This window comes from Clostridium nitrophenolicum, from assembly GCF_055391695.1.
The window spans coordinates 5,640,483-5,658,079 of record NZ_AP042469.1 but is presented as its reverse complement, the minus strand read 5'-3'; the positions used below and the strand labels follow the sequence as shown (position 1 = coordinate 5,658,079).

17 protein-coding genes, 2 tRNA genes, 1 rRNA gene, 1 other RNA gene and 2 other annotated features are annotated in these 17,597 nt (G+C 32.1%); of the genes, 2 read left to right on the top strand and 19 right to left on the bottom strand.

The genetic code is table 11. The features are described 5' to 3' along the window. Window positions 1–217 precede the first annotated feature (217 nt). Window positions 218–1,726, bottom strand: a 16S ribosomal RNA gene (locus ACZ5N4_RS26965). Between the two features lie 599 nt (window positions 1,727–2,325). Further along, a complete protein-coding gene (locus ACZ5N4_RS26960; protein WP_464205881.1) occupies window positions 2,326–3,261 on the bottom strand; it encodes a GNAT family N-acetyltransferase in 936 nt (311 codons plus the stop codon). Window positions 3,262–3,407: 146 nt separating this feature from the next. Here ACZ5N4_RS26960 and ACZ5N4_RS26955 point away from each other — a divergent pair, with 146 nt between their 5' ends. Continuing rightward, the gene (locus tag ACZ5N4_RS26955) at window positions 3,408–4,577 is read left to right on the top strand and encodes a class I SAM-dependent methyltransferase (RefSeq protein WP_464205879.1); all 1,170 of its coding nucleotides are present in this window, start codon (window positions 3,408–3,410) and stop codon (window positions 4,575–4,577) included. A gap of 53 nt (window positions 4,578–4,630) precedes the next feature. Here ACZ5N4_RS26955 and ACZ5N4_RS26950 read toward each other — a convergent pair whose 3' ends face one another. From ACZ5N4_RS26950 to sfsA, 9 genes are all read right to left on the bottom strand, one after another. Continuing rightward, entirely contained in the window at window positions 4,631–5,878 is a 1,248-nt protein-coding gene (locus ACZ5N4_RS26950) for a DUF1015 domain-containing protein (RefSeq protein ID WP_464205877.1), read from the bottom strand. A 17-nt stretch (window positions 5,879–5,895) separates the two neighbouring features. Further along, complete coding sequence (locus ACZ5N4_RS26945) at window positions 5,896–6,831, bottom strand: D-2-hydroxyacid dehydrogenase (protein WP_464205876.1); 936 nt, start codon at window positions 6,829–6,831, stop codon at window positions 5,896–5,898. Between the two features lie 105 nt (window positions 6,832–6,936). Continuing rightward, on the bottom strand, window positions 6,937–8,007 hold the full coding sequence (locus ACZ5N4_RS26940) for a pyridoxal-phosphate-dependent aminotransferase family protein (RefSeq protein ID WP_464205874.1): 1,071 nt from the start codon (window positions 8,005–8,007) through the stop codon (window positions 6,937–6,939). A gap of 111 nt (window positions 8,008–8,118) precedes the next feature. Continuing rightward, window positions 8,119–8,327: a binding site (T-box leader), on the bottom strand. Window positions 8,328–8,391: 64 nt separating this feature from the next. Further along, window positions 8,392–8,600 (bottom strand) — a binding site (T-box leader). Between the two features lie 118 nt (window positions 8,601–8,718). Next, on the bottom strand, window positions 8,719–8,904 hold the full coding sequence (locus ACZ5N4_RS26935; RefSeq protein ID WP_211145066.1) for a hypothetical protein: 186 nt from the start codon (window positions 8,902–8,904) through the stop codon (window positions 8,719–8,721). Between the two features lie 149 nt (window positions 8,905–9,053). Next, window positions 9,054–9,206, bottom strand: coding sequence for a hypothetical protein (locus ACZ5N4_RS26930; RefSeq protein WP_464205872.1), 153 nt, complete (start codon window positions 9,204–9,206; stop codon window positions 9,054–9,056). Between the two features lie 27 nt (window positions 9,207–9,233). Next, window positions 9,234–10,016, bottom strand: coding sequence for an EFR1 family ferrodoxin (locus ACZ5N4_RS26925; protein WP_464211066.1), 783 nt, complete (start codon window positions 10,014–10,016; stop codon window positions 9,234–9,236). A 307-nt stretch (window positions 10,017–10,323) separates the two neighbouring features. Further along, entirely contained in the window at window positions 10,324–11,010 is a 687-nt protein-coding gene (locus ACZ5N4_RS26920; RefSeq protein WP_464205871.1) for a beta/alpha barrel domain-containing protein, read from the bottom strand. Between the two features lie 113 nt (window positions 11,011–11,123). Beyond that, window positions 11,124–11,687 (bottom strand): NAD(+) diphosphatase, encoded by a 564-nt coding sequence (locus ACZ5N4_RS26915; RefSeq protein ID WP_178906211.1) that lies wholly within the window; start codon window positions 11,685–11,687, stop codon window positions 11,124–11,126. 104 nt (window positions 11,688–11,791) lie between these two features. Next, entirely contained in the window at window positions 11,792–12,484 is a 693-nt protein-coding gene (gene sfsA / locus ACZ5N4_RS26910; RefSeq protein WP_464211064.1) for a DNA/RNA nuclease SfsA, read from the bottom strand. A gap of 255 nt (window positions 12,485–12,739) precedes the next feature. Here sfsA and ytaF point away from each other — a divergent pair, with 255 nt between their 5' ends. After that, entirely contained in the window at window positions 12,740–13,372 is a 633-nt protein-coding gene (ytaF, locus tag ACZ5N4_RS26905; protein WP_464205869.1) for a sporulation membrane protein YtaF, read from the top strand. A gap of 43 nt (window positions 13,373–13,415) precedes the next feature. On the opposite strand, the gene ACZ5N4_RS26900 is transcribed toward ytaF, so the two are convergent. The 8 genes from ACZ5N4_RS26900 to ACZ5N4_RS26865 form a co-directional block, all read right to left on the bottom strand. Continuing rightward, complete coding sequence (locus tag ACZ5N4_RS26900) at window positions 13,416–13,676, bottom strand: pro-sigmaK processing inhibitor BofA family protein (RefSeq protein ID WP_464205867.1); 261 nt, start codon at window positions 13,674–13,676, stop codon at window positions 13,416–13,418. A 114-nt stretch (window positions 13,677–13,790) separates the two neighbouring features. Beyond that, a complete protein-coding gene (locus ACZ5N4_RS26895; RefSeq protein ID WP_464205865.1) occupies window positions 13,791–14,063 on the bottom strand; it encodes a YaaL family protein in 273 nt (90 codons plus the stop codon). Between the two features lie 61 nt (window positions 14,064–14,124). Then, window positions 14,125–14,721, bottom strand: coding sequence for a recombination mediator RecR (gene recR / locus ACZ5N4_RS26890; protein ID WP_308040678.1), 597 nt, complete (start codon window positions 14,719–14,721; stop codon window positions 14,125–14,127). 59 nt (window positions 14,722–14,780) lie between these two features. Next, the gene (locus ACZ5N4_RS26885) at window positions 14,781–15,122 is read right to left on the bottom strand and encodes a YbaB/EbfC family nucleoid-associated protein (protein ID WP_464205863.1); all 342 of its coding nucleotides are present in this window, start codon (window positions 15,120–15,122) and stop codon (window positions 14,781–14,783) included. 79 nt (window positions 15,123–15,201) lie between these two features. Continuing rightward, window positions 15,202–16,833 carry a DNA polymerase III subunit gamma/tau gene (gene dnaX / locus ACZ5N4_RS26880; protein ID WP_464205862.1) on the bottom strand — a complete coding sequence of 544 codons (1,632 nt, stop codon included), beginning with the start codon at window positions 16,831–16,833 and terminating at the stop codon, window positions 15,202–15,204. Between the two features lie 149 nt (window positions 16,834–16,982). Next, window positions 16,983–17,248: signal recognition particle sRNA large type (gene ffs, locus ACZ5N4_RS26875), an RNA gene on the bottom strand. An 11-nt stretch (window positions 17,249–17,259) separates the two neighbouring features. Next, window positions 17,260–17,349 (bottom strand) — tRNA-Ser (locus ACZ5N4_RS26870). Between the two features lie 136 nt (window positions 17,350–17,485). Then, a tRNA-Ser gene (locus ACZ5N4_RS26865) sits at window positions 17,486–17,577 on the bottom strand. Window positions 17,578–17,597: the final 20 nt, after the last annotated feature.

The following is a 17,597-nucleotide window of genomic DNA, read 5'->3' as shown; positions in this document are numbered from 1 at the left end:
TTAGTTATAAATCTACAAAGGTTACTTACTTATATAATAAGTAGTTTTACCTTCAGCTTTACTTTTATTTAATATCACTGTGCAATTTTCAAAGAACAATTGGAGATTTATTTTATCATGTTGATTATTCAAAATCAACTAGTAAATAATCCCTCAAGATTAAACAGAGTGTAAACAAACCTTCAAAGTAGAATTACCTACTTTGTCGACTCCTTAGAAAGGAGGTGATCCAGCCGCAGGTTCTCCTACGGCTACCTTGTTACGACTTCACCCCAATCACTAACCCCACCTTCGGCCGCGTCTTCCTTACGGTTAGACTACGGACTTCGGGTGTTGCCAGCTCTCATGGTGTGACGGGCGGTGTGTACAAGGCCCGGGAACGTATTCACCGCGACATGCTGATTCGCGATTACTAGCAACTCCAGCTTCATGTAGGCGAGTTTCAGCCTACAATCCGAACTGAGGGTAATTTTATAGTTTTGCTCCACATCACTGTATTGCTTCTCTTTGTATTACCCATTGTAGCACGTGTGTAGCCCTAGACATAAGGGGCATGATGATTTGACGTCATCCCCACCTTCCTCCCGGTTAACCCGGGCAGTCTCACTAGAGTGCTCAACTTAATGGTAGCAACTAATGATAAGGGTTGCGCTCGTTGCAGGACTTAACCTAACATCTCACGACACGAGCTGACGACAACCATGCACCACCTGTCTTCCTGCCCCGAAGGGCTTCCTCCATTACGAGTAATTCAGGAGATGTCAAGTCTAGGTAAGGTTCTTCGCGTTGCTTCGAATTAAACCACATGCTCCGCTGCTTGTGCGGGCCCCCGTCAATTCCTTTGAGTTTTAATCTTGCGATCGTACTTCCCAGGCGGAGTACTTATTGTGTTAACTGCGGCACAGAAGGGGTCGATACCTCCTACACCTAGTACTCATCGTTTACGGCGTGGACTACCAGGGTATCTAATCCTGTTTGCTACCCACGCTTTCATGCCTCAGCGTCAGTTACGGTCCAGAGAGTCGCCTTCGCCACTGGTGTTCTTCCTAATCTCTACGCATTTCACCGCTACACTAGGAATTCCACTCTCCTCTCCCGCACTCTAGACTTCCAGTTTGAAATGCAGCACCCAAGTTAAGCCCGGGTATTTCACATCTCACTTAAAAATCCGCCTACGCATCCTTTACGCCCAGTAAATCCGGACAACGCTCGCCACCTACGTATTACCGCGGCTGCTGGCACGTAGTTAGCCGTGGCTTCCTCCTTTGGTACCGTCATTATCGTCCCAAAAGACAGAGCTTTACAACCCGAAGGCCTTCATCACTCACGCGGCGTTGCTGCATCAGGCTTTCGCCCATTGTGCAATATTCCCCACTGCTGCCTCCCGTAGGAGTCTGGACCGTGTCTCAGTTCCAATGTGGCCGATCACCCTCTCAGGTCGGCTACGCATCGTCGCCTTGGTGAGCCTTTACCTCACCAACTAGCTAATGCGCCGCGGGTCCATCTCAAAGCGGATTGCTCCTTTAATTAGTTCTCCATGCGAAAAACTAATGTTATGCGGTATTAATCTCCCTTTCGGGAGGCTATCCCCCTCTTTGAGGCAGGTTACCCACGTGTTACTCACCCGTCCGCCGCTAATCCACCCCGAAGGGCTTCATCGCTCGACTTGCATGTGTTAGGCACGCCGCCAGCGTTCGTCCTGAGCCAGGATCAAACTCTCAATTTAAAAGTTTGAATGCTCATTACTGTTGTTTTTGACTACTAACAAGTAGTTCAAAAGAATTGCTGGTTTAGTTTACTTAATAAAAGTCATTTTGACTTCTAACCTCTGTTTAATTTTCAAGGATCATGTCGCTCTCTCGCAGCGACTATTGTAGTTTATCATATCTGCTTAACCTTGTCAACAACTTTTTTTAAGTTGTTTTTGTTAAGCTTTGTCGTTTCTTCAAGCGACATGTGTTATTCTATCACATTATATGTATTCAATATGTGTTATATGTTCTGTTTTTGCAGTTTATTTTAAAATTATTAACTTTTACTCAATATTCTTAGCTTTTTTATATGTTGATACACCTGGAAGTGTTTATTTTTATATACTGAATATTGCTAATAAATTAAGTATTTAACCTGTCTGAACATATACTCTATAAACAGGCTTCTAAGCTTAAGAAAAGCAGAGAGCCCAAATCTTAAGCAGGCATCCAAAATCTATGATTTTGAGATGATCGCTTACACAGAGTGCGTTGAGGGGTTAGTGGCGATAGATATCAGATAATATATAAATAGAGCATGTAAATTTACAAGCTCTATTCAGTATTTATTTGTCTATTTAGTTTTATAAAATGTTATATGATCTCTCCATTTACCATTAACGAATAAGTACTTCTCATTCATGCCAACCTCTTTAAAACCACAGGCCTTTAAGACTTTTTGAGATTTTATGTTCTCCACAAGTGTTGATGCTTCTACTCTATGTAATCCAATATCTTCAAAGGCATATTTTACTACAAGACCTAAAGCTTCTTTCATATATCCCCTACCTTGTTCTTCTTCATCTATAGAATATCCGACAAAAGCACTTTTAAATACTCCCATCACTATATTAGATATTTGTATTTTTCCAATTAGCTTCTTATTTTTATATATTCCAAAGTTAACACTATCTCCATTTAAAAATTGCTTATATCCCTCTACAAGTATTCTTCTTTGTCCCATTAAAGTATAAAAACTCTCATCTCTATCGGGTTCAAAAGGAGCAAGATATAACTTATTTTTAAGATAGTAGTTTAAAACATCTTCAGCGTCATCAGGAGTTAAAACTGCAAGTTCTACATTTATTCCGCTTATCTCTATTTCCTTATATCTTTTTTCATCTCTAAAGCTATCGAAATTTAATCCAAATATTAATTCATCCTTAAATACTTTATTAAAAATTATACTACTAGAGATTATGCCTTCAAGCTTGAAACCAAGATCAGTAAAAGCCATAATATTTATCTCTTCATCTGCAACTACGCTAACTTTATTAATATCCATATTTTTAAACAGAGAAATCAAAAATAGGTTTAGAGCTTCTTTTAGTAGCTCATATCCCGATTCCCCATCTTTATAAAACTTAATTCTAAAACTGCAATACCTATTTTCTTTTGATAACTCAATAATAAAAACCCGTCCTATAGTAATTCCTGCATTATCTCTAACTATATATTCACTCTTACTACCATTTGCCAAGCTTATAGTTACATGATGTTCTTTTAACATTCTAATCTCTCCCGTTAATAGACTTTTAAAATTTTTAATAAAAACTTAACCTCTGTAACATTATAGCATAAAAAATATTGATAATATAAAAGTATATGTTTATATTATTTATATGATTTTAAATATAATATGAGGATGTGTTATAAATGAATAAACAGAGTATATCTAAACTAAACCTATTTCTTATAGGTTTGAAAAATAGATTTGAAGAAAATTTAGATATTTTTAAAGGCATTACAGTTATTTATAAGGCTGGTCTAAAGAATTTTAAAGGTATTGGTACATATGATTCTGGCAAAATAAAATTTAATTTTAATGGGAAAACAGAGTCTCTATCCATAGATGAGTTAGTAGATAAATTATGTAGTGATGCAATAAATTATGACAGTGTAACTTTAACTTATAGTGAGAGAGGTACTGATATATTAATTGAAGCCGATAATAAAAATGTAAAGATGAAAAATATAGATATTAAAGAAGAAGAAAATGATAATGATAATACTAATGAAACTTCTACATTATTAAATAGAAACTATCTTATAAAAGTAGGTAAGGCCGATAAATTATTAAAAGAAATAGGCATTATGAGCAAAGAAGGTAAAATTAAAAATGACAAGATACGAAAATATAACCAGATAGATCACTATGTTGAACTTTTTGATGAAATGTTAAATAAACTTCCTAAAAATCAAACTTTAAATATATTAGATTGCGGCTGTGGTAAGTCATACTTAAGCTTTGTATTAAATTATTATTTGACAGAAGTAAAAAAAGTTAGATGTCATTTTATAGGACTTGACTATAAAGAAAGTGTTATAGAAACCTCCCAAAAAATTGCTGAGAATTTAGGCTATAGAAATATGGAATTTCATGCAATAGATATTAAAAATTATACTCCAAAACACAAAATAAATATTGTTATGTCTCTTCATGCTTGCGATACAGCCACAGATATGGCTTTAGCACTTGGAATAAAGTTAAGTTCTGATGCTATTGTTGCAGTACCCTGCTGTCACAGAGAATTACTAAGTCAATATTCATATGAACCTTTTAAAACTATATTAAAACATGGCGTATTTAAAGCTAGAATGGCTGACATTTTAACTGATGGAATGAGATCATTGTTACTTGAAGCAAAAGGTTACGATGTTTCTGTTGTGGAATATATATCTCCCTTAGAAACTCCAAAAAACCTTATGATAAGAGCTGTTAAAATAAAAGAGGAAAACGAAGACGCAATGTCTGAGTATTTTAGTCTTATGTCTAGCTTAAATGTATTCCCTGCATTATATAATTATATAAATGAATGGGAATAACTTAAATAAAAAAGATTTAACTAGAATAAATATCTCTAGTTAAATCTTTATTTTTACCTTAATGTGTGAATAAATAATCCACTTCTTAACTTTGGTTCAAACCAAGTAGATTTTGGAGGCATCACTTCTCCAGCATCCGCTATAAGCATTAAGTCTTCTATATCAGTTGGATACATAGAGAAGGCTGCCCCGTTTTTTTGATTATCTACTCTCAATTCGAGTTCTTTAAGACCTCTTATACCACCTACAAAATCCACTCTATTGTCCGTTCTTGGGTCTTCAATTCCCAAAATTGGTTTTAGTAGGTTGTTTTGAAGAATAGATACATCTAATCTATCAACAAGATTGCAAGGATCATAAGTCCCCTTTTTTGCCGTAAGTTCATACCATTTTCCTCCTAAATACATACCGTAAGTATGCTTACAAGAAGGCTTATATGGTTCATCTCCTTCATATATATTTACATTGAATTTTTCCGAAACCCTAAATATATATTCCTCGGTAGAAAGTCCATTCAAGTCCTTGATAATCCTGTTATAATCCATAATTCTTAGGTCTGAATGTGGAAAAAGTACTGATAGAAAAAAATTAAATTTTTCCTGTCCTGTATAATTAGGATTTTCCTTTCTCCTTTTCAAACCAACTTTTACGGCTGAAGCTGATCTGTGATGTCCGTCTGCTATATATACGCTATCTATATTTTTAAATATATTGCATATATTACATATAATATGCTCATCATCTATGATCCATACCATATGTCTTATATTATCTTCTGCTAAAAAATCATATATAGCTTCTTTTTCAGTCCATGATTTTATTATACCATCAATTTCATTATTATACTTATAAGTTAAGAAAATTGGTCCTGTATTTGCATCGCAAATATCGACATGGTTTATTCTATCCTGTTCTTTCTCTTCTCTAGTATGCTCATGCTTTTTTATCTCATTATTTAAATAGTCATCTATGGAAGCACATCCAACTATTCCTGTTTGTTCTATTCCATCCATTATCAATCTATAAATATATAAACATTTTTTATTATCTTTTGCTAAGACACCTTTATTAATCATTTCATATAAATTGTTTCTTGCTTTCTCATATACAATCTTATCATATATATTTATATTTCTATCTAAATCTATTTCTGCCTTATCTACATGCAAAAAAGAATATTCATTATCACCAACAATTTCTCTTGCTTCTTCACTATTCATAACATCATAAGGTAATGCTGCAACTTTATGAGCTATATCCTTTCTAGGCCTTACTGCCGCAAATGATTTTAAAATGGCCATATCCATCCCCCTCTTTCCTAAGCATTAACAGCTAATTCGTTATTATATTGAAAAAACTCTTCTATTGTTTCTACTATTTCTTCACCTATTCTTTCCTGTGCCTCTTCAGTAGAACCGCCTATATGTGGTGTAACACATACTTTAGGGTGATTTACCAATTCAAGATTAGGCTTAGGTTCATTTTCAAATACATCAAGACCTGCACCATTAATTTTACCTGAATTTAGAGCCTCTATTAGTGCTTCTTCATCAATTACTCCACCTCTTGCACAATTTATTATATAAGCACCATCTTTCATAATAGCAAATTGATCTTTCCCTATAATAGCCCCTTCTTCTTTATTAAAAGGAACATGAAGTGATACAAAATCAGCCTTTTTTAAAAGTTTTTCTATTGTACAAAACTCAAATCTCTCATACCCTCTTGCCTTTCCCAATTTATCAGTATATATTACCCTCATTCCTAAAGCTTCTGCCCTTGTAGCTACCTCTCTTGCTATTCTACCAAATCCAATAAGCCCTAAAGTTTTTCCAAAGAGTTCTATACCCTCATATTTTTTCTTTTCCCACTTTCCATCTCTCATTGTTACATTTGCCAAATGTATATATCTTGTTAGCGCAAATAAGTGGCCTATAGTAAGTTCTGCTACAGAAGCACTGCTAGCATTAGGTGTATTTTTAACTTCTATTCCGTTTTTTCTAGCATAATCTACATCAATATTATCTACTCCTACTCCTCCACGAATTACAAGCTTAAGCTTTCCACCTTTAGCTGCATCAATTATTGGCTTTCTAACCTTTGTAGCTGATCTTACTATCATAACATCAAAATCCATAACATTTTCCTTAAGTTCTTCCTCTTCATAATGTTTGTTAACTACCTCAAACCCATCATCTATAAGCTTTTTTATTGCTTCCTTTTCCATTCCATCACAAACTAATATTTTTATCATAATTAATAGCCTCCTTTTTATTTTTATGAACTTTAATTTTGTTTGATACTATACAACATTTGCCCCAATTAAATGCTGTATAGTGTTTGCCCCAATTACATACTTTTAAAAATTCAATATTTCATCTATATTTACTAATAATTCTTTTATATCATCTAAAGTACATTCACCCATATGAGCTATTCTAAATGTCTGCTCTTTTAACTTGCCGTATCCATTTGAAATTTGGAAACCTCTTTTCCCTAATTCCTTATTTAATTCTGCAACACTTATTCCTGTAGTGTTTTTAATATTTGTAAGAGTATTTGATAAATATCTTTCATCTGCAAACAATTCAAAGTGTTCTTTTCCCCATGCTCTTACATACTCAGCCATTTCTATATGCCTTTTGTATCTATTATCTAATCCTTCTTCTAATATTTTGTCTAACTGATAGTCCATTGCAAACATGTGTGAAAGAGAAGGAGTTGACGGATATTGATAATCTTTTTTCTGAATATATTCATAAAGTGCTAATAAATCTAAATAATATCCTCTAAATTTAACATTTTTAGCTCTTTCTATAGCCTTTTGTGAAAAAGAACATACTGCCATTCCTGGAGGAAGTGCAAGTGCCTTTTGACTTGAAGCTATACATATATCTACTCCAAGTTTATCTACTTCTACTTTTGTTCCAGCCATAGAACTTACTGTATCTAAGCACCATACAACCTCTGGATATTTTCTTATTACCTCTCCAATTTGATCTACTGGGTTCATAACTCCTGTAGATGTTTCATTGTGGGTTATACAAATTAAATCGTATTTGCCTGTAGCTAAAACCTTATCTACTTCATTAGGATCTACAGCCTTGCCCCATTCAACCTCAAATAAATCTGCTGGCACATTATTGTTTATCCCCATTTCATACCATCTCTTACCAAAGGCTCCAATAGAAAATACTGCAGCTCTTTTAACTGTACAAGATCTTATTGCCCCTTCCATAAGACCACTTCCAGATGTAGTTGATAACAGTATCTCTTCTTTTGTATAAAACACCTTTCTAAGTTTTTCACTAATTCTTCTTTGAAGTTCTGATGCCTCCTTGCTTCTATGACCTATCATTGGCATAGCCATCTTTGCTAAAACATCTTCTTTAACCTCTATTGGTCCTGGAATAAATAATTTTTTATGCATATTTAGTACCCCCTGAAATTTTTGTGCATTTTTTAACTGTAAAGTTATATCATTATACAGTTATACTTTGATAAAGTGAATTTTATAAAAAATAAAAGAGTCAGCCATCCACATAGGGACGATTGACTCGCGTTGCCACCCTCATTGACTACACATAATAAATATACATATAGTCCTCTCATTATAAATAACGGTTTTTTCCGTATTACTCATCGCAATATCCTCAAAGGCGGATTCACAAAAGATATAGGTATCAGTTTTCACCAACCACTGACTCTCTTAACCTTTACTCATGTTACTATTCTTTTCATCGGAACTATTAAATTTTAATATAAATAATTATAGCACTATAAATTTTTATAAAATAAAAAAGCCAACCTCCCGTATAGGGACGATTGACTCGCGTTGCCACCCTCATTGACTACATATAATAAACATATACATAGTCCTCTCATTATAAATAACGGTTTTTTCCGTATTACTCATCGTAATATCCTCGGAGGTGGATTCACAAAAGACCTAGGTATCAGTTTTCACCAACCACTGACTCTCTTAACCTCTGCTCATGTTACTATTCTCTTCATCAGATAAAATATATTATTTTTTAACTTGTTTTTTATTATAGAGTGATAAAATATATATGTCAATACTTTTTTAAAAATTTTTATAATTATCTAAAAATAGATATGACATTCTCTTAGAATTTCTTTCTTAGTTTATTCTTATTTTTTCTTCAATTTGCTCAAATAATTCCTTATTACATTTATCATTTATGTAATTTACACATGTATTACATCCTTGTGAAATAGCACTTCTATTTGCATTAAAAGTATAGACCTTAGGCTTATATTCTGCACAATTTTCTGCTACCAACATTTTTTCCTGAATTGAAATCATATAACCACTCCTAAATAGTAGTCTTATTACAATCTTAATTTCAAATACCTTAAATCTAAATGTTCAATATTTTATTTGCTTATGTAGGTATTATTACCGCAAATAAAAATATAATTCTAAAATAGCAAAAAAAATATGTTTCTTACCTACTAGTCTAAAACTGATTCTGTTTCTGTACAATATCTTGTAATAATGCATTTTCCAAGGCTTCTAGGACATGACTTACACATGCAATTTTCTACCTTTCCATCACAGCTATTAGAAAACTCAGGACACACTTTACAATTATTATTTAAAATCACAACTTTTCTTCCTCTCTAGTATAAATATTACTTGTTTAAATTTAAAACATTAATTCTATCCCTTTGTACTTGCTCTATCTTCTTATTTTTATATCTTATGCCATTTATAGGGCATATGTTCATGCATCGCAAACATAGCATGCATTTACTATGAAAAACAGCATGACCATCTTCAAATGTTATGTTATTTTTAGGACAATTTCTAAGGCATAAACCACATTTTTTACATTCCTCTATTGCTGTCAAATTTTTAGATAGTTTAGGTAATGAATTCTTAAAAAGCTTACTAGAAATCTTTCCTATTCCCATCTTAAAAATTGAATTGTTTTCTTTTAATCTTTTATTGTCTATAAAAATTTTAATTAATTCTTTAACCTTTTCTGACGCATCCTTCAAAATTTCATTTTCTTCTTTTTTAGTAGGTTTTTTGCCAGAAATAAAATAACAGTTGTTAGGCATTCTTATGGCAGATTGAATAACTATATCATATCCTTTTTGTGATATTTTTTTTGCCATGGATAAAACCGCTACTGATGATTTGCCTCCTTGAGTTGAATATATAATAGTTTTCATTTTTTTCTTAGTATCAGGCAATTTTTTTAAAAAATCACTTACTATTTTAGGTTCCATATTAGAATGTACTACAGAACCTACTACTATAAAATCATAACACTTTATATTAATTGATTCTTCTGATTCCATATTTATCAATTTTATATCTATACCATAGGATTTAAAATTCTCTTTAAACCTATCAGCTACCCATTTTGTGTTTCCGGTGCCACTAAAATAATACAAAACACCTTTCATCAAAATCCCATCTCCCATTATTTATTCATCTATATGAAATTCGGCTCTACAAGCCTATATTAAAAAATTCTCTTTTAGATTTAAGCTTATAACATTTATATTTTCTATATTAGATTGGCCAATCCCTTCTTTTATGTACTTAAATAAACACTTTATTATCTATTACTTGAATTTTAAAGCTTTTGAATTATATGATTAAGGCGCTCTATAACAAAGATATAACTTTTGTATTATAAACTTACAAATAAAATTATAATATAAAAATGCATAATACACTATCTTGTATTATGCATAATAATTTAAAAACTTATTCACTATAATATTCTTGGGCATATTTCTCCCTATATGCAATCATTATTTCGCTTAATATTTCTGATGCCGTTGGCGGGGTAAAGGTTATAGCGTTTGCCCCTGCTTCTATTGTAGCTCTTATAGTTTCCTCATTAGGCCCTCCTGTAGCGATTATAGGAAACTCAGGATACATTTCTCTTATTTTTTTAACTATATGAGAAGTTCTTTTAGCGCCTGATACATTTAGTATAGTAGCCCCTGCTTCTATTCTTTCCTTAATATTTTCATATTCTGATACAACCGAAACAATTATAGGTATGTCAATAGTGTCCCTCATTTGTTCTATAACTTCATTAGGAGTCGGACTATTTACTACTACTCCCATAGCTCCCTTAAACTCTGCATCTAAAGCTAAATTAACAACTCTTTTACCAGTTGTAATACCTCCACCAACTCCACAGAATACCGGAATGTCTGCAGATAGCATAATAGCCTGTGTTATAAGCGGCTGAGGTGTAAATGGATAAACTGCAATAACAGCATCTGCATTTGTGTTTTTTATAACCGCTACATCAGTACTGAACACAAAGGATTTAAGTCTCTTCCCAAATATTCTAATACCACTTGCTTCTCGTATAACATTTGGAACTTGAATCATGTGTCTCCTTAATATACCCTGTATTTCTGGTACATGTTTGACCATACATTTTTCCTCCTTTATAACAATATAACCCCACTACTTCAACTTAAATTTTGTTATATTATAATAACATATTTTTACCTTAATATCCATTTTTTGTTTTTATCTACTCAATACTACTGTCCCTTTAACTTACAATTACCATTATCACAATTATCTTCTTCACATCTATAAGCCTTATTTCCAGTGTATCCTAATTCCTTTAAAACTTTTCTAACTATTCTTTTCCCTATTTTATCCTCATTCATTTCACAAAGGGCATCCTCAATATTACTCCAATCCACCCATTCTACTTCTGATGATTTTTTTATAGTTCCTCCATCATACATTGCCATAAATGTAAGCATTAATATCTCTTTAGATTCTAAATACTCACTACCTAAATATTTTATATCTTTTACTTTAATACCCGCCTCTTCTAATACCTCTCTATGAACTGTGCTCTCAACAGTTTCACCATTAGTTACATAACCGGATAAAAGAACCTTTGAATCTTTAAATATATAACTTTGTTTAAGAAGCAATATTTTATCTTCTTTTATTACAGCCACTATTATACACGGCTTAGGAGTATCGAAATACATAATATCATCTACTGGACAGTAGGGAACTCCACCCTCATCCCAGCTATACTTCTCTATTAACTTTTGACCACAAACTGGACAATATTTAAATTTCATAAAACCACCACTCTGATTTGAGTAGTTTCACCTCCTTGTACTAAGATTAACTGTATAAGTACATTATAAGGTATCCCTGCAATTACATTCAATATAATAGAGTTCTATAGCCTCACTTCTATTTGATCTTTAATTGTAATATGCTTTTCACCTACAAAGCAATCGTAAGCAAGTATATGTACCCCATTGCTCTGAGCTAATCTTAATGCTTCCCCGAAAGCTTTATCCATTTCATCATGAGGAGTAAAATATTCTACTCCTTCCATCTGAATTAAAAATAATACAGCAGCTTCCCTACCAGTATTTTTAACCTCTATAAGTTCTAGTAAATGTTTAGTTCCTCTTTCTGTAGGAGCATCTGGAAACATAGTTTTTCCTCTATCTTCTAGAGTTACTCCCTTAACTTCTAAATAGCATTCATTTTTATTAGAATCTGTTAATTTAAAATCAAATCTGCTATTTCCAAAAGTCTTTTCTTTTTCTATTTTGCTGTAACCACTTAGTAAGCTTATCTTTTTATTTTTTAATGCTTCATCTACAACTTTATTAGGTATATGGGAATCTATGTTTATGAATCTGTTTCCCTTATATCCACCAATTAAATCATATTTAGTTTTTCTTGATGGATTATCTTCTTCCCTTAAAACTACAGTACAACCAGGTATAAGTATCTCTCTGCATCTTCCTGTATTAGGAACATGAACTATAGTTTCTATTCCATCTATATCTACATAAGCCTGAAAGCGATTTGGTCTATATATAAATTTAGCCATTATAACATTATTGTGGATAATCAATATATCATCTCCATTTTTTAAAAAATTTATACACATATTCACATATTTTATCCACACATTTATTATTGTTTTAATCATTTTTTATCAACATTGTGGATTAATTATATACTTATTTAAACATAAATGATTATTATTTTAAACTAAAATATTTATTATTTCTATATTTTAGCTTAGTTAATTGACGATAAATTTGTAACCTATTTTTTGCATAGTGAATAGTATATACTTGAACCGCTTTTAAATAGGAGATATTATATGCATATTTTATCAGTAATATTATTTGTTATATCTGCTAGCCTTGATAATCTTATTGTTGGAATTGCTTACGGTATTAAAAAACTCAAAATATCTATATTGAGTAACCTCTTAATAGCCTTTATATCCTGTGCAGGAACATTTTTATCAATGGCACTAGGTAAGTTTATTGGTAAATTTATTTCTGGGCATAATGCAAACTTTATAGGAAGTTCCATCCTTATATTGCTAGGATTATGGTTTATACTTAATTCCTTCAAAAAAAATAATAAAGTTGAAAAAGCTGAATATAAGAAGCAAAATAAATTAGAATGCTATAAAGTTCAATGTGAAGAGCTCCTGACAAGTCCTGAGAAAGCAGATATGAATAATTCAGGCAATATTGATTTGAAAGAAGCAGTGATCTTAGGGTTTGTACTAGCTCTAAACAACATGGGACTAGGCATAGGGGCTAGTATTACGGGGTTAAGCATAATCTTAACTTCCATTTTTACATTTGTATTTAGTTTAACCGCTATACCTCTTGGATACATTCTTGGTAAGAAGTATATACCTAATGTACTAGAAAGTAAAGCAAATTTAATTTCCGGGATAATAATACTACTTCTTGCCTTATACGAGATGTTCATTTAGCTTAAGGCTAAACCAATATATTTATTAATTTAGCCTAAGTTCATTACAAAAACAACTTAAATATAACTAAAAATATGACTCCTGGTATTCCAAAAAAACCGGCAATAAGAGCTGTTATTGCGTTAATGCCTATGTAAAAATTAAAATAATGTCCAATAAAATTAACTACAATTAATAATAGAATTCCAATTAATCCATTAGCTATTAGTTTTAACAAAACCTTTAGGGGCCAAGCAAAAATTTTAACTAATATATATAAACCAATTATAGAAATTAAAAAGTAACCTATGTATTCAAATTCCAAAGATATCCCTCCTAATTTTATTGTTACTAAATTTATATTCTATTAAAATAAAAGTATTAATAAAAAAGATGAAAAGTAAAAACTTAAAGTTTTTTGCTTTTCACCTTTTCTATTTTAGCCTACATTTAAATCCTCAATAGAGTTTGAACATTCAACTTTTAGTTCATTTTTTTTAGCTTCATTGAGCAAGAACATATATCTTGCCTTTGCAGCTTCTTCTCTATATATAGCATAATCTACAAGTCTTGGATCGTTAACGGCATTAAAATATTCTCTTGCCACCTTTAAATCCTCTCTTGCTTTCTCTATTGAATTTAATAATTTTTTTTGTTCTGCTGTATATCTCGATTCTCTAGTTATTAACCTAGCAATAATACTTTTATCCATAAAGAACCTCCTATTTTAAATCATATCTAAGATAATTGACATAAAATAGGATTAGTATACACTATATCTCTACTCTGCCTTCTAGAGCCTTTGATAGTGTAACCTCATCTGCATATTCTAAATCTCCACCAACAGGTATTCCATGAGCTATTCTTGTTACTTTAGCACCTAAAGGTTTCAATATTTTTGATATATACATAGCGGTAGCTTCTCCTTCTATATTAGGATTTGTAGCTACTATTACCTCTCTTACTTCTCCATTTATTCTTCTTATAAGTTCTTTTAGCTTTATATCTTCAGGTCCTCTACCTGCCATAGGAGATATATTCCCATGAAGAACATGATATACCCCATTAAACTCTTTAACTTTTTCCATGGATATTATATCTTTGGGTTGCTCAACAACACATATTAAACTCTTATCTCTATTAGGATTAGAACATACTGCGCAAGGATCCTTATCTGTGAAGTTACCACATACAGAGCAGTATTTTATTGTCCCTCTAGCTTTAACTAGTGCTTCAGCAAACTCTCTAACCTCTTCACCTGGTAGATTCAGTACATGAAGAGTAAGTCTTTGAGCTGTTTTATATCCTATCCCTGGAAGTTTAGCAAATTCCTCAATCAGCTTTTCTATTGCAATTGGATAGAAATCCATAATTATCACCTCAATTTTAAAACCCCATCTTCAATAGATGGGGTAACTATTACTGTGTTTTAAAACATTCCTGGAATATTTAGTCCACCTGTTAACTTTTTCATCTCTGCAGATGTTTCTTCTTCAGCTCTTTTTAGAGCTTCATTACATGCAGTTAGAATTAAATCTTGAAGCATTTCTACATCATCTGGATCTACAACTTCTGGTTTTATCTTTATATCTACTATCTGCTTTTTACCAGTTACAACTGCAGTTACTGCTCCACCACCAACTGTAGCTGAGAATTCTTTATTCTCAAGTTCATTTTGCATATCTTCCATCTGCTTTTGAAATTTTTGTGCTTGTTTCATTATATTATTCATATTTCCCCCACCAAAGTTAGGGAATCCACCTTTAGCCATACTAATTCCTCCTCGACTTAATTAATTCAGTTATAATTATACCATATTTTTATAAATTTAAATCAATACTTTTTTGTTATTATTCATCAACTATTTCAATCAAATCTTCTCCGAAAGCATCTCTTAATAGCTGCTCGGAAGACTTCGACTTGTCTTTAGTTTCATCTCCATCTATATAATATTGAAGCCTTACTCTCTCTTTTAAAGCTTCTGAAAATATTTCTTCAACTATTCTTCTATTTTCTTCTTTTTCTAATCTTTGTTTATTAAAAGCATAATCTTTATCGTATCTTATTGTTATTATTCCATTTTCACATTTAATTACTTCTCCTGTAAATAGAGCTGCATGTATAACCCTATAACTTTTTGATTTAAAAGATTCTAATATATCTTTCCAGCTCTTTTTTACTATATCTAATGTAAGCTTTGAATATACATTATCATTCATTACAGGTCTTATATTTTCTTTTGATTTATTTTCTTCTACCTTAGTCCTATTTTCTTTTTTTACTACATTAGTTGTATTAGGAACTATTCTTTCACAGGTTACTTTTAGTTCACCTTCTTTTAAAGCTTCTTCTAATCTGTTTAATCTTGAAAGTATTACTTCTTTCGAAGTATCATACTCTATTTTACACATCTTTATTACTGCAAGCTCTAAATATATTCTACTTTGTTTGGTCCATTTTGATTGATCTTCTGCATCCTGTAATATTCTAATGTCTCTCATTATTTCTTCTATTCTTATTTTTTGCGCCTGCTCTTTTAGAAGTTCCATATTTTCTTCAGACATATCTAATATATCTTCTGGATTTTTACTTACCTTTACCATTAAAAGGTTTCTCATATGAGTTATCATATCTTTTATAAAATTGTAAATATCCTTTCCACTGAGGACTATATCATCTACTATCCTCATAGAACCCTCTACATCTTTCTCTATAACCTCATTTGTAAGCCTTATTAAGTTCTCATTTGTAACTAAACCAAGCATACTTATAACGCCATCATATTCTACTTTTCCACCACCCATAGATATAGCCTGATCTAATATACTTAGTGCATCTCTCATTGCTCCATCGCACATTCTAGATATTAGGCTCAAACTTTTATCATCTGCAAATACGCCTTGATCCTTAACTATTCTTCTAAGCCTTTCAAATATATCCGCTCCCTTTATTCTTCTAAAATCAAACTTTTGACATCTAGAAAGAATAGTAACAGGAAGCTTCTGTGGATCTGTAGTAGCAAGAATAAATATTACATTTGAAGGTGGCTCTTCAAGTGTTTTTAAGAATGCGTTTACCGCCTGTGGAGTAAGCATATGAACTTCATCCATTATATACACTTTATATTTTCCTTCTTGAGGAGGATATTTTACATTTTCTATGACATCCTTTATATCTTCTAAATTTCTTTTTGAAGCAGCGTCCATTTCTATTACGTCAATAGCAAGTCCCATGTTTATTTTTTTGCACATTTCACATTCATTACAAGGCTCTCCATCCTTCAAGTCAAGGCAATTTACTGCCTTTGAAAATATTTTTGCAGTAGATGTTTTACCTGTTCCTCTTGTACCGGAAAAAAGATAAGCATGTGCAATTCTGTTGTTTTTTATTTGATTCTTAAGTGTTACAGTTATGTGGCTCTGACCGACTACATCCTCGAAGACTCTAGGTCTCCATTCTCTATATAATGCAGTGTAAGACACTTAAATCACCTTCTTTAACTTGTTTAACCATTATATATTATACCTTATATAAAATTTATAGTTAATATCTAATTTTTTCATAAAATAAATCTAAATATAATAAAAAAGACACCTTTTTAGGTATCTTATATAAGCAAATTATATTAAAGTCGTGCACCTCGCTTCGTCTAATAAAATATGAGCGTTACCCATACAGTTAACTCAAACCAGGTTTATCCACGGCACACGAAAATGATCACTTACCGCTGCTTCCTTCCGGATCTGACGGGATTTATGAGTTTCCGTTGCGTGGGACCCAGTTCTCAACGCCACTTTTATAGGCCAGACCCCACATTTTATAGTCTAAGCGAGGAATTCAACCCTGCTATAGCGGATTGCAGGTTACAGGGCACCGCTGACTCCCCATCTAGCACGACAAAGTTCTAATGGCGGAGAAAAGGGGATTCGAACCCCTGGTAGAGTTTCCCCTACACACGCTTTCCAGGCGTGCTCCTTCAACCACTCGGACATCTCTCCACAAAATTTACTCATGAAACAATATTTAATTGTACTTATCATGTTTTATTAGAACAAGACTTATTATACTATTAATATTAAAATAATTCAACACCTTTATAAAAATTATTAGCAAGTAATTATTGGCTTATTTGTATGGCGGAGAGAGGGGGATTCGAACCCCCGGTACGGTATTACCCGTACAATTGATTTCGAGTCAACCACCTTCGACCACTCGGACATCTCTCCATATTAGGCATCTGAAATAA